The sequence below is a fragment of the Amycolatopsis keratiniphila subsp. keratiniphila genome (genome assembly GCF_001620365.2).
In the GTDB taxonomy this organism is placed as follows: Bacteria; Actinomycetota; Actinomycetes; order Mycobacteriales; family Pseudonocardiaceae; genus Amycolatopsis; species Amycolatopsis keratiniphila.
Genome location: NZ_LQMT02000036.1, coordinates 171,703 through 190,834, shown reverse-complemented (window position 1 = coordinate 190,834; position 19,132 = coordinate 171,703). Strand labels below are relative to the sequence as shown.

The window sequence follows — 19,132 nt, the reverse complement described above, 5'->3', positions numbered from 1 at the left end:
GAACTCGTGACTGCGGTGGTGTGGACCAGCGGAAAACGCACGGCCGATGGTCACTGTTCGTGTTCCCGCCTTTCGGCGGGTGTCCGCTCGGTATGGTCCCGAGCATGCCGACGATCGGTACGGCACCGGTGTTCGTGGCCCGCGACACCGAATTGGCCGAACTGGTGCGCGTCGCCTCGCGCCCGCCGTCGGTCGCCGTCGTCGAGGGCGAACCGGGGGTGGGCCGGAGCCGGCTGCTCGAAGAACTCGCCGCCCATCCCGTGCTCGCCTCGCGCGTGGTGTGGTCCGCCCGGTGCGGTTCGTTCTCGCGGCCTTGCCGTCTGGCGCCGTTGGTCGACGCGCTGCTCGAGAAGAGCGCCGTGGCCGCCGCCCACGCGGCTGGCTTCTCGCCGGTGACCGGTGTGCTGCGGCGGCTCATCCCGGAATGGTCGCCGTGGCTGCCGCCGTTCCCGGAGAACGCGGACGCGGAGACCGTCCGGCAGCAGGAGTTCCGGGCCGTGCGGGAGGTGTTGACGGGCTGCGGCCCGGCGGTGCTGGTGCTCGACGACGTCCATTGCGCGGACGACGACACGTGGGAATTCCTGCGCGGGCTCGCGGCTTCCCCGGCGGCGCCGCTGAGCGTGGTGGTCAGCGCGGCGATATGCGGGCCGCGGCGATTCCCGCCACTGCGCGGGACCGCCGCGCATCTCTCGCTCGCGGCGTTCACCGACGTCCAGGTGCGGACGTTGCTGGACGCCTCCTTCGGCCGCTGCGCGCCGGATTTCGCCGAAGCGGCGCACCGGCGGACGTCCGGGATCGCCGTCGACCTGACGGCGCTGGTCCAGAGCGTCGGCGACACGGCCGAAGCGCTTTCGGCGGACAGGCTGGCGTCGGCGACGGTGCCGCCGATCGTGCGCAGCCGGGTTTCCGGGCTGATGGAGGCGATCGGATCCGCCGCCAGGGACGTCGTCCGCGCGGCCGCGGTGCTGGGATCGCCCGCCGGTGAGCCGGATCTGGGCGCGGTCGCGGCGTCCGCGGGGATCGACGGCGCGATCACCGAAGCCGTGGAAGCGGGATTGCTGCGGGATCTCGGCCGCGGCCGCTATGTCGCGGGAAGCCCACTGATCGCCGAAGCGGTCTATGCCTTGCTTCCCGGGCCGCAACGGTGCGCGATGCACGGACGCGCCGCGGCCCGGCTCGCCGCGAGCGCCGAACCCTTCGCGTCGCTCATCGCCCGTCACGCGCGGCTGGCGGGCGACATCGCCGCGTGGACACAGTGGACCGGGGTCGCGGTCGACAACGCCGTCGAAGACGGCCGGACCGAGGAAGCGAGCCGTCTGCTCGAAGCGGCCTTGCGAGACGCGGATCTGCCGCGCACCGCCCGCGAATCGTTCGCCGTCCGGCTCGGCAGGGAACTGCCGCGCAGCATCGCGCACGCCGGCACGGTCCGGCTGCTGCGGGAGATCCTGCGCGAATGGCCGCTGAGCAAGGCCGCGCGCGGCGAGATCCGGGTCCACCTCGGACAGGTGCTGATCAACCAGGTGGGCAAGGTCGAAGCGGGCAGGCTCGAAATCGAACTGGGCGCGGCCGACCTCGGAAGGCGGCAGGCGCTGCTCGCCAGGGGGCTGGTCACCTTGGCGCTGCCGCATATCGGGACGGTCCCGGTCGAGGAGAACTTCCGCTGGCTCGACGAGGCCGAGCAGGTGAGCAAGGGGGAGCACGACGCCGGGCTGCTCGCCGCGATCACCGCCAACCGGCTTTCGGCGCGGATGCAGATCGCCGATCCGGAAGCCTGGCACGAGATCGCCGACCTGCCGCGGGCGCCGGAGTCGGCCGAGGTCTGCCGTCAGGTCGCCCGCACCTACATCAACCTGGCCGACGCGGTGGCGTGGAACGGGCACTACCCGGTGGCGCGGGCCTACCTCGCGACCGCGCGGCGGCTGATCCGCGACGACCACCAGCCCTATCTCGACGCGCTCGCCGACGGCACGGAGCTGCGTTTGGACCTCGCCATGGGGGAGTGGGCAAGCGTCGCGGAGAAGGCTCGCGCGATGCTGACACGGGTCGACAAGGACGGTTCGCTGGCGGCCGAGCCGCTGCTGGTACTCGGCTGGTACGAGTACGGACAGCACCGGCCGACCGCGGCTCTGCGCAGTTTCGACGCCGCGTTCGCGCTTTCCGCGGGCAGTGTTCCGGTGCAGGCGTCGGCGTACGCGGGCCGGGTGGCCGTCCACCAGGCGGGCAAGGATCTGCAGGCCGCCCGGCGCCTGGCCGAATTCGGCCTGGAAACCGTGCGCCGCAAGAACAACTGGGTCTGGGCCGCCGAGCTGATGCCGTTCGCCGTGCGCACCATGCTCGGGCTGGGACAGCACGTCGAGGCGCGGGAACTGCTCGCGGAGTTCCGGCAGGGCATCGACGGGAAGGACGCCCCGGTCGCCAACGCGTCGGCGTTGTTGTGCCGGGGCATGCTCACGCAGGCGCGTGGTGAGACACTCGCCGCCGGCGATCTGTTGCAGGGTGCCGCGCAGGCCTACGGCGCACTGCCGCTCCCGTACTTCGCGGCCTATGCCGACGAACTCGCCGCCGGGTGCTTCTCCGAAGCCGGGGTGCGGGAGCGTGCCGTCGCTTCCTTCACCACCGCGGAGACGACGTACGCGCGCCTCGGCGCCGCCGTGGACGCGCTCCGCTGCCGTCGTTCTTTGCGCCGCTGCGATCCGGAGATGCCCCGGCGCGGCCGCAAGGGTTACGGCGAAGCGTTGTCCCCGAGGGAACTCGAAGTCGCCCGGCTCGCCGCCCAGAACCTGACGAACCGCGAGATCGGGGAGCGGCTGTTCCTCTCGCCGAGGACAGTCGAGATCCACGTCGGACGAGCACTGCGCAAATTGGGATTACCCTCGCGCACCGTCCTGACCGCTGATCTGCTCAGCGACATTCCCTAAGGGCACGTATTCGTCGATTCGCTGGGTACGACGAGAGAAACCGCAGGTCAGTGGCGTTTTCTTTAAATAGTGGGGCGAGCACCGTATTCCACTATTGTTCCGCTTCCGCCGTCGATCGACAGTTGTCGGGCAGTCGCGATTTCCCGGAAAGGAAGCACCGTGAGCAGAAAACGGATCTTCGGCGTGGTCGCCCTGACCATGGCCGCGCTTGCGCCGGCGGCGGGTCTCGCCGGTGCGGAACCGGCCGAACCCCTTCGCGCCATCTCCCCGACCGACGCCGCGCCCTTGCCAACCGGCGGCGTCCACGGCCAGAGCATCGGCGGCTCGCCCGCGTCGGTCAAGGACTACCCGTATGTCATCGCCGCCCTGCGGGAAGGCGGTTCTCGGCCGAAGGGGCAGAGCTGCTCCGGCTCCGTCATCGCTCCGAGAAAGGTCCTGGTCGCGGCCCACTGCAAGGAGCTGGCTGGCGAGAAGAGTGTCCTTTATGGACTCGACGATCTGAAGAGCACGGGCGGCACACAGCTGAAGGCCGTCGACTACAAGGTCCACCCCAAGTTCACCCAGCCTTGGTACGGCTACGACGTCGCGGTGATCACCGTCGACGGTGACATCCCGGTGCCGCCCGGCGGCTACGCGAAGGTCGCCACCTCCGCCGACACCGGACTGGAGACGCCCGGCAAGGACGGGTTCAGCCTCGGCTACGGCAAGAAGGACATCAACGACACCACGCAGGACGTCACGCTGCACAAGCTGACCCTGCCGATCGTGAACGCGAGCCAGTGCACCGGCGTCGAGAACGGCGTCGACCCGAAGACGATGATCTGCGCCGGCTACTCCGACGGCCGCAAGACCGTCCTGCCGGGCGACAGCGGTGGACCGTTCGTCGTCAACGGCAAGGTCGTCGGCGTCACCTCCTGGAGCCGCAGCGATTTCCGCTGGTACAGCGTCTACAGCAGGCTCAACAACGACATGGGGGACTGGGTCGCCCAGCAGATCGGCGGCGAGCAGCCGGGTGACGTCTTCACGCTCGCGGCTTCGCCCTCGTCGGTGAAGGTCTCGCCGGGCAAGTACGTGTCGGCGAGTGTCACGAGCAAACCGGGCAAGAACGGTGCCGAGAGCATCACGCTCTCCGCGTCGGGATTGCCCGAGGGGGCCAAGGCCACGTTCCAGCCCGCCACGATCAAAGCGGGCGAAGTCGCCAAGCTGACCATCGAGACCGCCGCCGGGACCCCGGAAAAGGCCTACCAGGTCACGATTTCCGGGAAGGGGACCACCGACACGGCCACCGCGGGGCTCTCGCTCGCCGTCGGCGCGGGCGAACCTCCCGTCGGCGACCTGAAGGTGACGGTGAACCCGTCGTCCGGAACCGGCCGCGCGGGTTCGCTCGTGAGCGCCACCGTCACCGCGACCGGCGGCACGGGTTCGATCACGTTGTCCGCCAGCGGTTCCGGACTGCCGGTCAACCCGTTCTTCTCGCCGCAGACCGTTTCGAGTGGCGGCAGTTCGACCATGCAGGTCTTCGCGCCGTTCCAGCCGGGCACGTATCCGGTCACGGTGACCGCCAAGGACGGCGGCGGCAAGACCGCGACCACCACGTACACCCTCACCGTCCAGTGACCTTCGCCGAAACAGAGGTGACTTCCCATGCGTGACAAGACGAAAACGCTGCTGACGCTCGGTCTGCTGAGCCCGCTGCTCGCGCTCGGCGCCGGATCGGCCGTCGCCGCCGAAGCCGAGGGAGCGGTGATCCCGGCCAAGGAGCACTACGGCGACCAATACATCGTCGTCCTCCACGACGTCGCGGCGGCCGGACAGACGGCGTCCGCCGAACTGGCCAAGCGATACGGCGGGGAGGTCCGTTCGGTGTGGACGGCGGCTCTCCGCGGGTTCTCGGCCAAGAGCATGACCGCGGCCGAGGCGCGCAAACTGGCCGCGGACCCGTCGGTCAAGGCGGTGTACGAAGACGGCACCGTACGCGGCACCGGCACCCAGCAGAACCCGACCTGGGGGCTGGACCGGGTCGACCAGAAGAGCCTTCCGCTCGACAAGGCCTACACCTATCCGAACGAGGGCGCGGGCGTCACCGCGTACGACCTCGACAGCGGTATCAACCCGTCGAACCCGGAATACGAAGGCCGCGCCAGCCTCGGCAAGGACTTCATGGGCGGGGACGGCTCGGACTGCCACGGGCACGGCAGTCACACCGCGGGCACGATCGGCAGCAAGACCTACGGCGTCGCGAAGAAGGTCAAGATCGTCGGGCTGAAGGTGCTGGGGTGCAACAACTCCGGACCGGACTCGGGCATCATCGACGCCGTCGACTGGGTGACGGCCAACGCGAAGAAGCCCGCCGTGGCGAACATGAGCCTGACAATGGACGCCCCCGGGGTCGGGGACGACGCGGTGAAGCGGTCGATCGCGTCGGGTGTCGTGTACGGGGTGGCGGCGGGCAACGCCTCCACCGACGCGTGCAACACGAGCCCGGCCAGGGTGCCCGAGGCGATCACGGTCAACGCCTCGGACTCCGCCGACAACCGGTCCTCGTTCTCCAACTACGGTAGCTGCACCGACATCTTCGCGCCCGGCACGAACATCACGTCGCTGAGCCCGAGCAGCGGCGGCTCCGCGGGGATGAGCGGGACTTCGATGGCGACGCCGCACGTCGTCGGCGCGGCCGCGCTCTACCTGTCGGCCAACCCGGGAGCCACTCCGCAGCAGGTGCGGGACGCGCTGGTGAACGGCGCGACCGCGGGCGTCATCAAGAACGCGGGCAGCGGTTCGCCGAACAAGCTGCTGAACGTGTCGTTCATCGGCAGCGGCGGCCCCGGCCCGAACTGCGGGGCCAAGTCGAACACCACGCCGGTGTCCATTCCGGACGCCGGGGCGGCCGTGACCAGCTCCGTGACCCAGGAAGGCTGTGACGGCAAGGCTTCCGCGTCCTTGTCGGTCAAGGTGGACGTTTCGCACACCTACAGCGCCGACCTCGTCCTCGATCTGATCGGGCCGAGCGGCAAGGCCTACCGCCTCAAGAACTCGGGCGGTGTCGGCTCGGCCGAGGGCGTGCACCAGACGTTCACCGTCGACGCCTCCGCCGAAACGGCCAACGGCACCTGGAAGCTGAGCGCCCAGGACGTCTACCGGTTCGACACCGGCAGCATCGACGGGTTCACCGTCACGTTCTGAAGTCACTGAGACTCGCCGGCAGGGCGGGGAGGGAAACACCGGCGGGGCCGCTTCGGCGGTCCCGCCGGTGTCCGTTCGACTGGGGGTGTGGTGTCGCGCCGTCCCAGCCAGGCACGCCGCCGGGCTCGGCAAGCTGCGGCTCAGTGCGCCCAATCCCGATCGCGCCTCCTCACAAAGAAGCACCTTGACACGAAGGTGAGCCCACTGGCCCTCTGGCTGCATGATCCGCCGGATCTCGGGGACATCCCGCTCACGGTCGTGTCCGGCGGCCTCGGCGGCGGGATGAGAGCGCGGGCGAACGCGTCCCACGTCCACCGGGTGACCCTTTCGCCCGACGGCAGGCACGTGATCGCGGAGCGGTCCGGGCACTACGTCCCGAAGACCGAGCCGAGGTGATCGTCCGCGAGATCCTCAGGATGACGTGAGCGCCCGCCGCAGGTCTTCGTAGGTCGGGGCGAGCGTCCGGAGGGTCGCGGCGGCCCGTGCGTCGTCCTCGACGACGAGGTCGTACTGCAGGGAGCCGATCAGCCGCGCCTGCGTGGTGAGGAAGGCGGCCGCGGCTTCGTGGCCGACCCGGCGCAGGCAGGTCGCGGCGTCGTTCGTCCGCCGGGCGCCGAGGCGCACCACGAAATGGACGAGCAGCCCGCGCAGTTCCGGATCGCAGCCGCCTTCGATCCGGGCGGCGAGCGCGAGTGCGGCGTCGCCGTTGCCCACCGTGCCGGGCGGGAGCCCGGTGTCCTCTTCGCCGCCGAGCCGCCTGATCGCGCGGGGGAGCGCCGCGACGATCGCGGCTTCTTCCGAGACGACGGTGTGCCGCACGAAATTCGTCCGCATCGTGTGCGGTTTGCCGTAGGCGACGGTTTCGGCGAGCCAAGCGGCGGCGAAATCCTTCCGCGGGATCCGCGCGTACGGATATCCCTGCGGGTCGTGGGCGGTGACGGATTCGTCGTCCGCGCCGAGCGCGACCAGGAAATGGTCGGCGCCGATCGGGCCGGTCATTCCCGGCTGGTGGCGCAGGTGCCCCATTTCGACCGGGCCGATCAGGACCGGCCCGTCGGAAAGGCTCTCGGCGAGCCGGGCGAACGCGGCGTCCGGATCCGGTTCGCTCGTCGTTTCCGCGCTCCAGCCGAGGGCGTCGAGCGCCTCGCCGATGCCGAGATCGGGATCCCAGCCGAAGGCGTCGAAAAACGGCAGGGCCCCGCCGACCAGCTGCATGCCGAAGGGGCTGCCGGTCACGGTTTCGAGCACGTCGGGGCCGGGAGCCTCCGGGCCGAGCAGCATCGCGAGCGAATGGGTATGGCAATAGGGGCCGGAGCCGCGATAAGGAATTTCGATCACGCGTTCGACGATGCCCGATTTCCCGCCGAAACGCCACTCTCGCCTTCGTCCGTTGTGGACGGTGTTTCATCACCCGTCCGGGGGTTTCGGGGCCACTCAACGGGTTTTATCCAGGAGACACCGCTGCTCCCGCTTGCCGACGACGATCTTGCCGACCCAGGATGACCATCGATCGGGCTCGCTGTCCCCGCCGTCCTGACCTGGGCCGACGGGAGCGAGGGGTGAGGCGGAGGCGGCATGGCGGAACGTCGTGGGCGGAATCGGTGGCGCCGGGGCGTGGCAGTGCTCTCGGTGGTCGTCGTGGCCCTGCTGATGGGCGCCCCGCTGCCCGCGAACGCCCAGATCCAGCCGCGCGGAGCGGGGACTGAGCGGCCGATCGGGCCGGAGCCGGTGTACTCCGGGCTGGCGCACGGTGGCATCACGATGGCCGCCAACTCCGTCGTGCAGTGCGGCGTCGGCGTCGTCTGCAACGAGTCCGCGAGCAACGCGAGCCCGGTGTCGTGGATCAAGACCGACCCGGCGGCACCGGGCAACACCGCGTCCGCGGCGAACCTGAACGTCCCCGCCGGCGCGAAGGTGCTCAACGCCCGGCTGTACTGGCAGTTCAACCCGGTCGCCAGCAGCGGGACCTCCGGCGACGGGAGCCGGGGCAACCAGGTCTCCATCAAGGCCCCGGGTTCCGGCGCGTATCAGCGCATCACCGCCGAGACCTATGACTGGTTCCCGGCGACCACCACGGGCGGGGTCCCGACGCTGTACGCCTACGGTGGCGCGGCCGACGTCACGTCTCTCGTGACGAATGCCGGTGCCGGGTCGTACACGGTCGCCGACATCCAAGCCTGCCAGGGCCAGTCGATCAGCCGGACGAACCTCGGCTGCTGGGGTGGCTGGTCGCTGGTGGTGGCCTACGAACTGCCCAGCGAGCCACTGCGGTACCTGCAGGTCTGGGACGGGATGCAGGTGGTCGCGGGCGGCAGCACACCGAGTTCGGCGACCATCGCGCTGAGCGGGATCAAGGCGCCGACCTCGCGTCAGCCCAACGTCGAACTCGGCATCGTCGCGGGCGACGGCGACGCGCCCATCACCGGCGACTACCTCCAGGTCGGCCCGGACGCCTCCAGCTTGCAGACGATCGCCATGCCCGCGCCCGGTGGAGTGGCGACCAACAACGCCTTCAGCAGCCGCATCGACCGGGTCACGGCCACCGGCTCGGGCACGAACGTCACGTCGCGGACTCCCAATCCGGTGAACAACGTCGGATACGACGCCCGCAGCATCGACATCACCGGCAAGGTCCCCGCGGGGACCACCGCGCTCCAGGTGAAGATCGGCACCGTCGGCGACGCGCTCTACCCGCAGACGATCTGGCTCGTCACCGACGCGCTCGAGCCGGATCTGCAGATCTCCAAGGCCAACGACCCGGTCGGCAACACCGACGACAACCCGCCGGGTTATGTCACCAAGGGCGGCGAGGTCACCTACACCTTCGACGTCGCCAACCGGCACGCCGACGGCTCCACCACCGACCTCGACACCGCGACGAACGTCGTGCTCACCGACACCCTGCCCGACGGCGTCACGTTCGTGGCCGGGTCCAATCCGGACTGTTCGGCCGCCGGGCAGGTGGTCACGTGCAACCTCCGGAATCTGAGGCCGGGGCAGTCACAGAAGGTCGCGTTCAAGGTCAAGGTCGGGACCGACGTGCCGGACGGCACCAAACTCGACAACACCGGCAAGCTGACCTTCCGCGGCGAGGACACCGGAAGGCCTCAGGAACGCACGTCGAACACGGTGCGGAACACGGTCGCCTCGCCCGGGTATCAGCTGACGAAGACCGTCGACCTCGCGGAGGCGATCCCCGGCGACACCCTGACGTATCAGGTGACGCTGCGGAACACCGGCGTGATCCCCGTTCCCGCGCTCACGGTGCGCGACACGCTGCCGCCGGGAACGACCTACGTGTCGTCCACTCCCTCGAAGGGCACCACGTCCGGAACCGGGCCGATCGACTGGGCCGTGAACGGTCTCGCGGTCGGGGAGACCGCCACGCTGACCGTGCGTGTGAAGGTCGAGGAAGCCGCCATCGGCAAGGAACTGGTGAACCGCGCGAACGTGCCGACCGGACCGCCGCCGGTCGTCCCGCCGGACAACCGCTGCCCGGACGATCCCACGGCCGCGTGTGCGAAGACCAAGGTGCCGTCGCCGTCCTACACGGTGACCAAGACCGCGGACAAGGAGTCCGCCGACCCCGGCGACACCGTGCGTTACAAGGTCGTCGTCGCCAACACCGGAAAGGTGACCGCGGCGGACCTCAAGGTCGTGGACGATCTGACCGGTGTGCTCGACGACGCGGTCTATCAGAACGACGCCACCGCGTCGCCCGGCTCGGTGTCCTACGCGGAACCGAAGCTGACCTGGACCGGCACGCTCGCCGCGGGGCAGAGCGCGGAGTTCACCTACTCGGTCAAGGTGAAGAACCCGAACACCGGTGACAACCGGCTCAAGAACGTGGTGACGTCGGAGACACCGGGTGGGAACTGTCCGCCGGGTTCGACGGATCCGAAATGCGGTACGACGACGCCGGTTTCGGGGCTGTTGATCGAGAAGTCGGTCGACAAGCAGTCGGCGAACCCCGGTGACGTGGTGAAGTACACGGTGACGGTGCGGAACACGGGCCAGACGAAGCTGACCGGTGCGACGTTCACCGACGATCTGACGCAGGTTCTCGACGACGCCGTTTACCAGAACGACGGTGCGGCGACGATCGGTGGTGTTCTGTACGCGGCGCCGAAGCTGACGTGGACGGGCGATCTCGAAGTCGGTGCCACGTCCACGGTGACGTACACGGTCAAGGTGAAGAATCCGAACACGGGCGACAACGTGTTGAGGAATGCGGTGTCGTCCGAGACGCCGGGTGGGAACTGTCCGCCGGGCTCGACGGATCCGAAGTGTGGGACCACGACGCCGGTTTCGGGGTTGTTGATCGAGAAGTCGGTCGACAAGCAGTCGGCGAACCCTGGTGACGTGGTGAAGTACACGGTGACGGTGCGGAACACGGGCCAGACCAAGATTTCCGGTGCGACGTTCACCGACGATCTCACGCAGGTGCTGGACGACGCGGACTATCAGAATGATGGTGCGGCGACGATCGGTGGTGTCTCGTACGCGGTGCCGAAGCTGACGTGGACCGGCGATCTGGAGATCGGTGCCACGTCGACCGTCACGTACACGGTGAAGGTGAAAAACCCGAACCCCGGTGACAAGAAACTGTCCAATGTGGTCACTTCGGAGACGCCGGGTGGGAACTGCCCGCCGGGGTCCACGGATCCGAAGTGCGGGACCACCACGCCGGTGTCGGGGCTGACGATCGAGAAGTCGGTCGACAAGAAGACCGCGAACCCGGGCGATGTCGTGAAGTACACGGTCACCGTGAAGAACACCGGCCAGACCAAGTTGACCGGCGCGACGTTCACCGACGATCTCACTCAGGTGCTGGACGACGCGGACTATCAGAATGATGGTGCGGCGACGATCGGTGGTGTCTCGTACGCGGCGCCGAAGTTGACGTGGACGGGCGATCTGGAGATCGGTGCCACCGCTACGGTGACCTACTCGGTCAAGGTGAAGAACCCGAACACGGGCGACAACCTGCTGAAGAACGCGGTGTCGTCGGAGACGCCAGGCGGGAACTGCCCGCCGGGCTCGACGGATCCGAAGTGTGGCACGACCACACCGGTTTCCGGTTTGAAGATCGAGAAGTCCGTGGACAAGCAGTCGGCGAACCCCGGTGACGTGGTGAAGTACACGGTCACCGTGCGGAACACCGGCCAGACGAAGATCTCTGGTGCGACGTTCACCGACGATCTCACTCAGGTGCTCGACGACGCCGACTACCAGAACGACGCCGCGGCGACGATCGGTGGTGTCACGTATGCGGCGCCGAAGCTGACCTGGACGGGCGACCTCGAAATCGGCGCCACGTCGACGGTCACGTACTCGGTGAAGGTCAAGGATCCCGCCCCGGGCGACAAGAAGCTCATCAACACCGTCACCTCGGAAACACCGGGCGGGAACTGCCCGCCGGGCTCGACGGATCCGAAGTGCGGGACCACGACGCCGGTGTCCGGGCTGAAGATCGAGAAGTCGGCCGACAAGAAGTCCGCGAATCCCGGTGATGTCGTGAAGTACACGGTGACCGTCACCAACACCGGCCAGACGAAGATCTCCGGTGCGACGTTCACCGACGACCTGACGCAGGTCCTCGACGATGCCGATTACCAGAACGATGGTGCGGCGACGATCGGCGGCGTCACGTATGCGGCACCGAAGTTGACGTGGACGGGCGATCTCGAAGTCGGTGCCACCGCTACGGTGACCTACTCGGTCAAGGTGAAGAACCCGAACACCGGTGACAACCGGCTCAAGAACGCCGTGACGTCGGAGACACCGGGCGGGAACTGCCCGCCGGGTTCGACCGATCCGGACTGTGGCACGGAGACTCCGGTGTCGGGCCTTGAGATCAAAAAGACGGTCGACAAGAAGTCCGCGAACCCCGGTGACGTCGTGAAGTACACGGTGACGGTGCGGAACACCGGCCAGACGAAGCTGACCGGCGCCACCTTCACCGACGACCTCACCCAGGTGCTCGACGACGCCGTTTACCGCAACGACGGCGCGGCGACCATCGGCGGCGTCACCTATGCGACGCCGAAGCTGACCTGGACCGGCGATCTGGAGATCGGCGCCACCGCCACGGTGACCTACTCGGTCCAGGTGAAGAACCCTGGCGACGGCGACAAGAAACTGTCCAATGTGGTCACCTCGGAGACCCCGGGCAACAACTGCCCGCCGGGTTCGACCGACCCGGACTGTGGCACGACGACGCCGGTGTCCGGGCTGCTCATCAAGAAGACCGCCGACAAGAAGTCGGTCGACCCCGGTGACACGGTGAAGTACACGATCACCGTCACCAACACCGGGCAGACCGAACAGGCCGGCGCCACCTTCACCGACGACATGACCGAGGTCCTCGACGACGCCGACTATCAGAACGATGGCGCGGCGACGATCGGCGGCGTCACCTACGCGGCGCCGAAGCTGACGTGGACCGGCTCGCTGGGCATCGGGCAGACCTCGACCATCACCTATACGGTCAAGATCAAGAACCCGAACCCGGGCGACAAGAAACTGTCCAATGTGGTCACCTCGGACACGCCGGGCAACAACTGCCCGCCGGATTCGACCGACCCGAACTGTGTCGCGGACGTGCCGTCCCGCGAATTGACGGTCAAGAAGACGTCGGACAAACAGACCGCGAACCCGGGCGACGTCGTCACCTACACCGTGACCGTCACCAACACCGGCAAGGTACCCCTGGTCGGCGAGGACGCCGCACGGGTCGCGGACGACCTGTCCGAGGTGCTGGACGACGCCGACTACGCCGACGACGCCACGGCGGCCCCGGTCGCCGGGACGTTCTCCTTCGCCGCGCCGAACCTGGTGTGGACGGGCGATCTCCCGGTCGGGGCGACGACCACGCTGAAGTACTCGGTGAAGGTGAAGAACCCGGTGACGGGCGATCACGAACTGCGGAACACCGTCAGCACCAACACGCCGGGCACCTGCCCGCCGCAGTCCGACGACCCGGCGTGTTCCACCGTCACCCCGGTGCCCGGGATCTCGCTGGAGAAGAAGGCGGACAAGGCCACGGCGAACCCGGGCGACGTCGTGAAGTACACGGTGACCGTGCGCAACACGGGCAAGACGAAGCTGACCGGTGCGACGTTCACCGACGACCTCACCGAGGTCCTCGACGACGCCGTGTTCCAGAAGGACGGTGCGGCGACGATCGGTTCGGTGACCTACGAGGAACCGAAGCTGACGTGGACCGGCGACCTGGAGATCGGGCAGACGTCGACGGTGACGTACAGCGTCAAGGTCACCAAGACCGATGGCGACGGCAAGCTCACCAACGTGATCACGTCCGACACCCCGGGCGGGAATTGCCCGCCGGGCAGCAAGGATCCGAAGTGCGGCACGACGACACCGCTGTCCAGCTTGAAGATCAAGAAGACGGTCGACAAGACGGAGGCGAAGCCGGGCGAGGTCGTCACGTACACCGTCACGGTGGAGAACACCGGGCAGGCCGTGGTGGACGACGCGACGTTCACCGACGACCTGAGCCAGGTGCTGGACGACGCGACCTTCGACGGCACCGCGAAGGCGAGCGTGGGAACGGTCACCTACTCCGCGCCGAAGCTCACCTGGAAGGGCGAGCTGAAGCCGGGGGAGAAGGCGACAGTCACCTACGCGGTCACCGTGCGGAAGCCGGCGACCGGTGACCACCGCCTCCGCAACGTCGTCACGTCGGACACGCCTGGCGGCAACTGCCCGCCGGGTTCGGCGAACCCCGACTGCGGCACCGACACCCCGGTGCCGCCGACCCCGCCGACGCCGCAGCCGCCGGAGAAGCCGAACCCGCAGCCGCCGACTACCCCGCGTCCGCCCGGACTGGCCGTGACCGGCTCACCGGTGAAGACGATGACGGTGCTGGCGTTCGGGATGCTGGCCATCGGCGCGCTGCTGCTCCTTGCCGGACGGAGGCGCCGGGAGTCCTGAACCGGACGACACGCGTGTCTGGACGGACGGCACGCGTGATCAGACGGACGCCAGGGTGTCGTCCGTCTGATCACGTGTGTCGTCCGTTCAATCACGAGAAAGTACCGGCACCGCGATCAGGGCTTCGACCTCGACGACGAGCTCGGGCCGGGCAAGGGCCGCCACGACGATCAGCGACTGGGCGGGCCAGTCCGCTTCCGGGTACCAGCGGGTGAAGGTCTCGCGCATCGCCGTGCGGAACCCGGCGAGGTGTTCGGTGCCGGACAGCATGCTGAACACCTTGACCAGGTGCTCGGGTCCGGCACCCGAGGCTTCCAGAAGCCGTTCGAGGTTGCCGAGCAACGCGCGGGTCTGGGACTCGGCGTCGGGTCCGGCGAGTTCGCCGTCGGGCAGCACGCCGATCTGACCGGACACGACCACGAGTTCGTGATCGGCGGGCACGCGGACCAGATGGCTGTACGGGCCGATCGGCGCCGCGACGGTCTCCGGATTCCAGCGCTGGATCATCAGTCCTCTTCTTTCGTCCACTCAGGAAATCGTCTCCAACGTACCGATGATTCCGGGCCGCGTCGGGAGTCTCACCTTCGACGAACGACGACTGGAAGGGTTCCGGATGACGGATTCAGGAACGAAGACCGAGCTCTGGCCGCTGGTCCACGCCGAGCGGTCGGCGCTGGCCGACGACCTCGCGCAGCTCACCGAGGAGCGATGGGAGACGCCGTCGCTGTGTGCCGGGCTGACGGTGCGCGAGGTGCTCGCGCACGTCACCGCGGGGGCGAGCCTCACGCCGTTGAGGTGGATGGCCGGGGTGATCCGCTGCCGGTGGGATTTCGACAAGCAGGTCGCCATGCGGCTCGCCGAGCAGATGGGGGACGACGGCGCCGAGACGCTGGAGCGCTTCCGCCGCGTGGTCACCAGCACGACGAAACCGCCGTTGCCGAAGATCGCGATGCTGGGTGAGGCGATCGTGCACGCCGAGGACATCCGTCGTCCGCTGGGTCTTCGCCGCGACTACCCGATCCCCGTCCTCACCGAACTGGCCGGGTACTACGGGGGTTCGGACCTGGTGGTGACGGCGAAGGGGCGCATCGGCGGGCTGCGGTTGCAAGCCACCGACGGCCCCTTCGCCGTCGGGTCCGGGCCGCTCGTCTCGGGCACGACACTGGCCTTGATCATGGCCATGACCGGACGAGCGGCCTATCTCGCCGAACTCGACGGCGACGGGGTCCCGATCCTGCGGGAGCGCGTCCCCGCTCAGACCTGAGATTCGAGGGGCAGGCCCGCGCCGGCCCAGTCCTCGATGCCTTCCCGGTACTTGCGGACGTCGGTGTAGCCCAGCGCGGTGAGCCGGTCGGCGACCTGGCCGCTGTTGGGGCAGGCGGGGTTCGAGCAGTAGGTGACGATGGCGGCGCCGCGATCGGGCAGCACGGTCGCGGCGTGCGCGTCGACGTCGGCGAGGACGAGGGGAACGGCGCCGGGCAGATGCTGCTTGGCGTAGTACTCGCCACCCAGCGCGTCGACCACCGTCACGGTCTTCGCGTCGATCGCGGCCTTCAGCTCGTCACGGGTGATGAGTGCGGTCATGTCGCTACCTCCAGTTAATCGGACTATAGTCCGTATGTGCCTCACGACCATAACGGACCGCAGTCCGCTTTTGCAACCTCGTTGGAACTCCTGCGCACGCCGCCGCCCAAGGAGCGTGCCGACGCCGCCCGCAACCGGGCCGCGATCCTGGACGCGGCGGCGGCGCTGTTCGCCGAGCACGGGGTCGATGCGGTATCGATGGATCAGGTGGCGGCGGCCGCGGGGGTGGGCAAGGGGACGCTCTTCCGCCGCTTCGGTGACAAGGCCGGGCTGGCCGTCGCGCTGCTGGACGCGCGCGAACGCCTGCTCCAGGAAGGAATCCTGCACGGGCCGCCGCCACTGGGCCCGGGCGCTCCGCCGGCCGAGAGGCTCGTGGCCTTCGCTGAGGCGTATGTCGACTACGTGCTCGAACACCTGCCGCTGGTGCGGATGTCGGAGACCGCCGCGCCGGGTGCGCGCTACCGCATCGGGGCGTACCGGTTCTGGCACCGGCACGTCGCGATCCTGCTCGACGGCACCCCCGACCCGGAGCACGCCGCGCACGCCCTGCTGGCCCCGCTGGCGGCCGAGCATCTGACCGCCCTGCTGCCGGAACTGGGGGAGGACCGCGTCCGCGCCGGGATCACGCGCCTGTGGCGGGCGGCCGGATCCCAGTAGGGTGTCGGCGAGAACCCGGGAGTGTGTCGATGACGGTGGGAAGCAGGAGGACGGCCGCGCAGGCCGTGCCGGTGCTGCTCGCCGCCGTGCTGACCGCGCTCGGCCTGTTCTTCGCGCTCCACTCGGGCGGTTCCGCTTCGGCGGACGAGTCGCGCGGGGCGAACGCGACGGTCGACTCCTCGGTCTCCAAGGCCGTCGCGCCGGTGCGCGCCGCGGGCAGGCTCGCCGCCGAACCCGCGCTCCTGGGTGTGCACGGTCACGGTGATCTGCCTCTCTTCGGCACCGTCCCGCACGGGCCCGCGTCGACGACGCTGCTCCGTCTCAGCGAACTCCACGACGAAGCCACTCCCGCCTCGCGCACGGCGAACCGCCTCGCGCCGGGCGATCGCGCTCCTCCTTTCCCGGTAGCCGTCTGACGCTCACGGGCGCATGTTCGCGCGCCCGAACCGGGAAAACACCAAGGAGAACTTCGTGCCGCGCGAAACCGCGCGGCGAAGCATGACCGGGCGAGCCGTCGTCTCGCTGGTCGTCCTCGCCGCGACCCTGTACCTGTTGCTGACCACCGCCCCGAGACTGGGGCTCGATCTGCGTGGTGGCACGCAGATCGTGCTGGAGACCAAGGATTCGCCCACCGTCACCGCCGACGCGGAGACCACCGACCGGACACTCGAGGTGCTCCGCCGCCGCGTCGACGCCCTCGGTGTCGCCGAGCCGATGCTGGCCCGCTCGGGGGACAACCGGATCATCGTCGAACTACCCGGCGTCCGGGATCCGCGCGAGGCCGTCGAAGTGATCGGCCGCACCGCGCAGCTGTCCTTCCATCCCGTCCTCGCCACTGGCGCCCCGGATTCCCGCGTCCTCAACGACGAGAGCGGGCAGCCGATCACCCTGGGACCCGCCGCGCTGACCGGCGACGGCGTCGACGAGGCGCGCTCGTCGATCGATTCGCAGGGTGGCGGCTGGCTCGTTTCGGTCGACTTCAAAGGGGATTCCGGTCGCGCCTGGGAGCGCCTGACCGGCCAGGCCGCCTGCTCGCCGCCGGGTGATCCCGCCCGCCGGGTGGCGATCGCGCTCGACGACAAGGTGATCTCGTCGCCGCAGGTGAGCCCCCAGGTCGTTTGCGGAGTCGGGATCGTCGGCGGGAGCACGCAGATCACCGGGCGGTTCTCGCCCGCCGAGGCCAAGGATCTGGCGTTGCTGATCAACGCCGGCGCGCTGCCGACACCGGTCGAGATCATCGAGCAGCGCACCGTCGGGCCCACCCTCGGCGCGGCCGCCATCGACGCCAGCGCCCGCGCCGCTGTGATCGGACTGGCGCTGACCGCGCTGTTCCTGCTCGCGGTGTACCGGCTGGCCGGGCTGATCGCCGTGGGCGCGCTGGTGGCGTACGCGGCCGTGTCCTATGCCGCGCTGCTCGCCGTCGGCGCGACGCTGACCTTGCCGGGGCTCGCCGGGTTCGTGCTGGCGATCGGTATGGCCGTCGATGCCACAGTGCTCGTCTTCGAACGGGCGAGAGAGGAACATTCCGTCAAACGGGGTGGCTCGCTGCCACGCTCGGTCAGCCGCGGGTTCAGCGGCGCGTTGTCGGCGATCGTCGATTCGAACGTGACCACCCTGCTCGCCGCGGGCCTGTTGTTCTGGCTGGCGTCCGGTCCGGTGCGCGGCTTCGGGGTGACGCTGTCGATCGGCGTCGTCGTCGCGTTGTTCATCTCGCTCGTGCTCACGCGTTTGCTGCTGCACCTCACGATGCGGGGTGTGGTCGCGCGCAGACCGCGGCTGTCCGGGCTCACCCACGAAGGCCGGGTCCGCCAGTGGGTGAACCGTCGCGATCCCGCATTCCTCGGGAAACCGAAACGCTGGCTGATGGTGGCGGGCGCGGTCGTGATCGCCGCGATCGCGGGACTGTTCGTCGCCGGGCCGAACCTCGGCGTCGAGTTCACCGGCGGCCGGGTCGTCGAATACAGCACTTCGGCGCCCGCCGACGTCGAGCGGGTCCGTGACGCGGTCTCCGACGCCGGATTCCCCCGCGCCGTCGTGCAGATGTCCGGCGAGAAGGACATCTCGGTCCGCACCGAGCCGATCGACGAGGACGCCACCGAACGGATCCGGGCCGCCGTCGCCGGGGTCGCGGGTGACGCCACCGAGATCCGCGACGAGAAGATCGGCCCGAGCCTCGGCGCCGAACTGCGCACCAAGGCGGTGATCGCGCTCGGCCTCGCGGTGCTGGCGCAGCTGATCTACCTGGCGGTGCGATTCGATTGGCGGCTCGGCCTGGCCACGGTGGCCGCGCTCGCCCAGGACGTCCTGATCATCCTCGGGATCTTCGCCTGGCTGGGCAAGTCCATGGACGGCGTCTTCCTCGCCGCGCTGCTGACGGTGATCGGCTATTCGGTCAACGATTCGGTGGTGGTCTTCGACCGGGTGCGGGAAGTGCGGGGACAGCACCGCAAGGAGCCGTTCCCGCGCGTCGTCGGCACGGCGGTGCTGCAGACGTTGCCGAGGACGATCAACACCGGCATCGGGGTGCTGTTCGTCCTCGGGGCGTTGCTGGTCCTCGGGGACGGCTCGCTGGCCGACTTCGCCCTCGCGCTCCTGCTCGGTCTCGTCGCGGGCACGGTGTCCACAGTGGCCACCGCGGGGCCCGTCGCGATCCTGCTCGACAAGCGGTGGCCCGGGGCCGGACGTCCCGTCCGGAAGGCGAATCCGACACGGCAGCGGGACGACAACGGCGCGGTGGTGTGATCGACGTTCCTTTGTGGACCGCCGCGCTCCGCCCGGCCTCTATGCTCGTTCCCGGTGGCAGGGGAGTCCACCGGGAACGAGGGGCGGGGTAG

At 69.1% G+C, this 19,132-nt stretch carries 12 protein-coding genes; 9 read left to right on the top strand and 3 right to left on the bottom strand.

Annotation, left to right across the window (positions count from 1 at the left end):
* Window positions 1-104: 104 nt before the first annotated feature.
* From AVR91_RS33785 to AVR91_RS33770, 4 genes are all read left to right on the top strand, one after another.
* Window positions 105-2,918 carry an AAA family ATPase gene (locus AVR91_RS33785; protein ID WP_228709414.1) on the top strand — a complete coding sequence of 938 codons (2,814 nt, stop codon included), beginning with the start codon at window positions 105-107 and terminating at the stop codon, window positions 2,916-2,918.
* Between the two features lie 159 nt (window positions 2,919-3,077).
* Window positions 3,078-4,535, top strand: a complete 1,458-nt coding sequence (locus AVR91_RS33780; protein WP_143254193.1) for a S1 family serine peptidase — start codon at window positions 3,078-3,080, stop codon at window positions 4,533-4,535.
* A gap of 27 nt (window positions 4,536-4,562) precedes the next feature.
* A complete protein-coding gene (locus tag AVR91_RS33775) occupies window positions 4,563-6,101 on the top strand; it encodes a S8 family serine peptidase (RefSeq protein ID WP_063276877.1) in 1,539 nt (512 codons plus the stop codon).
* Between the two features lie 195 nt (window positions 6,102-6,296).
* Window positions 6,297-6,497 (top strand): hypothetical protein, encoded by a 201-nt coding sequence (locus AVR91_RS33770; protein WP_063276876.1) that lies wholly within the window; start codon window positions 6,297-6,299, stop codon window positions 6,495-6,497.
* Window positions 6,498-6,512: 15 nt separating this feature from the next.
* Here AVR91_RS33770 and AVR91_RS33765 read toward each other — a convergent pair whose 3' ends face one another.
* Window positions 6,513-7,439 carry a hypothetical protein gene (locus tag AVR91_RS33765; protein ID WP_063276875.1) on the bottom strand — a complete coding sequence of 309 codons (927 nt, stop codon included), beginning with the start codon at window positions 7,437-7,439 and terminating at the stop codon, window positions 6,513-6,515.
* Window positions 7,440-7,676: 237 nt separating this feature from the next.
* On the opposite strand from AVR91_RS33765, the gene AVR91_RS33760 reads away from it, so the two are divergent.
* Entirely contained in the window at window positions 7,677-14,057 is a 6,381-nt protein-coding gene (locus tag AVR91_RS33760; protein WP_076857495.1) for a DUF7927 domain-containing protein, read from the top strand.
* An 87-nt stretch (window positions 14,058-14,144) separates the two neighbouring features.
* Here AVR91_RS33760 and AVR91_RS33755 read toward each other — a convergent pair whose 3' ends face one another.
* Entirely contained in the window at window positions 14,145-14,564 is a 420-nt protein-coding gene (locus tag AVR91_RS33755) for a RidA family protein (RefSeq protein WP_063273043.1), read from the bottom strand.
* Between the two features lie 106 nt (window positions 14,565-14,670).
* Between AVR91_RS33755 and AVR91_RS33750 the strand changes: the two genes are divergently transcribed.
* Window positions 14,671-15,321: a maleylpyruvate isomerase family mycothiol-dependent enzyme gene (locus AVR91_RS33750; RefSeq protein ID WP_063273045.1), complete on the top strand. Its 651-nt coding sequence runs from the start codon at window positions 14,671-14,673 to the stop codon at window positions 15,319-15,321.
* Here AVR91_RS33750 and AVR91_RS33745 read toward each other — a convergent pair.
* Complete coding sequence (locus AVR91_RS33745) at window positions 15,312-15,641, bottom strand: rhodanese-like domain-containing protein (RefSeq protein WP_016335231.1); 330 nt, start codon at window positions 15,639-15,641, stop codon at window positions 15,312-15,314. The two genes, AVR91_RS33750 and AVR91_RS33745, sit on opposite strands and share 10 nt — an antisense overlap.
* 81 nt (window positions 15,642-15,722) lie before the next feature.
* Here AVR91_RS33745 and AVR91_RS33740 point away from each other — a divergent pair, with 81 nt between their 5' ends.
* The 3 genes from AVR91_RS33740 to secD are packed head-to-tail and all read left to right on the top strand — an operon-like array spanning window position 15,723 to window position 19,040.
* Window positions 15,723-16,298 (top strand): TetR/AcrR family transcriptional regulator, encoded by a 576-nt coding sequence (locus tag AVR91_RS33740; RefSeq protein ID WP_063273042.1) that lies wholly within the window; start codon window positions 15,723-15,725, stop codon window positions 16,296-16,298.
* A 29-nt stretch (window positions 16,299-16,327) separates the two neighbouring features.
* Window positions 16,328-16,714: a hypothetical protein gene (locus AVR91_RS33735; RefSeq protein WP_228709413.1), complete on the top strand. Its 387-nt coding sequence runs from the start codon at window positions 16,328-16,330 to the stop codon at window positions 16,712-16,714.
* Between the two features lie 55 nt (window positions 16,715-16,769).
* Window positions 16,770-19,040: a protein translocase subunit SecD gene (secD, locus tag AVR91_RS33730; RefSeq protein WP_063273044.1), complete on the top strand. Its 2,271-nt coding sequence runs from the start codon at window positions 16,770-16,772 to the stop codon at window positions 19,038-19,040.
* The last annotated feature ends 92 nt before the right edge of the window (window positions 19,041-19,132 follow it).

Excerpts from the sequence above, each read along its gene's own strand:
- AVR91_RS33785 (WP_228709414.1), top strand. The coding sequence starts at position 105 with ATGCCGACGATCGGTACGGCACCGGTGTTCGTGGCCCGCGACACCGAA.
- AVR91_RS33775 (WP_063276877.1), top strand. The coding sequence starts at position 4,563 with ATGCGTGACAAGACGAAAACGCTGCTGACGCTCGGTCTGCTGAGCCCG.
- AVR91_RS33760 (WP_076857495.1), top strand. The coding sequence starts at position 7,677 with ATGGCGGAACGTCGTGGGCGGAATCGGTGGCGCCGGGGCGTGGCAGTG.
- AVR91_RS33755 (WP_063273043.1), bottom strand. The coding sequence starts at position 14,564 with ATGATCCAGCGCTGGAATCCGGAGACCGTCGCGGCGCCGATCGGCCCG.
- AVR91_RS33750 (WP_063273045.1), top strand. The coding sequence starts at position 14,671 with ATGACGGATTCAGGAACGAAGACCGAGCTCTGGCCGCTGGTCCACGCC.
- AVR91_RS33745 (WP_016335231.1), bottom strand. The coding sequence starts at position 15,641 with ATGACCGCACTCATCACCCGTGACGAGCTGAAGGCCGCGATCGACGCG.
- AVR91_RS33735 (WP_228709413.1), top strand. The coding sequence starts at position 16,328 with ATGACGGTGGGAAGCAGGAGGACGGCCGCGCAGGCCGTGCCGGTGCTG.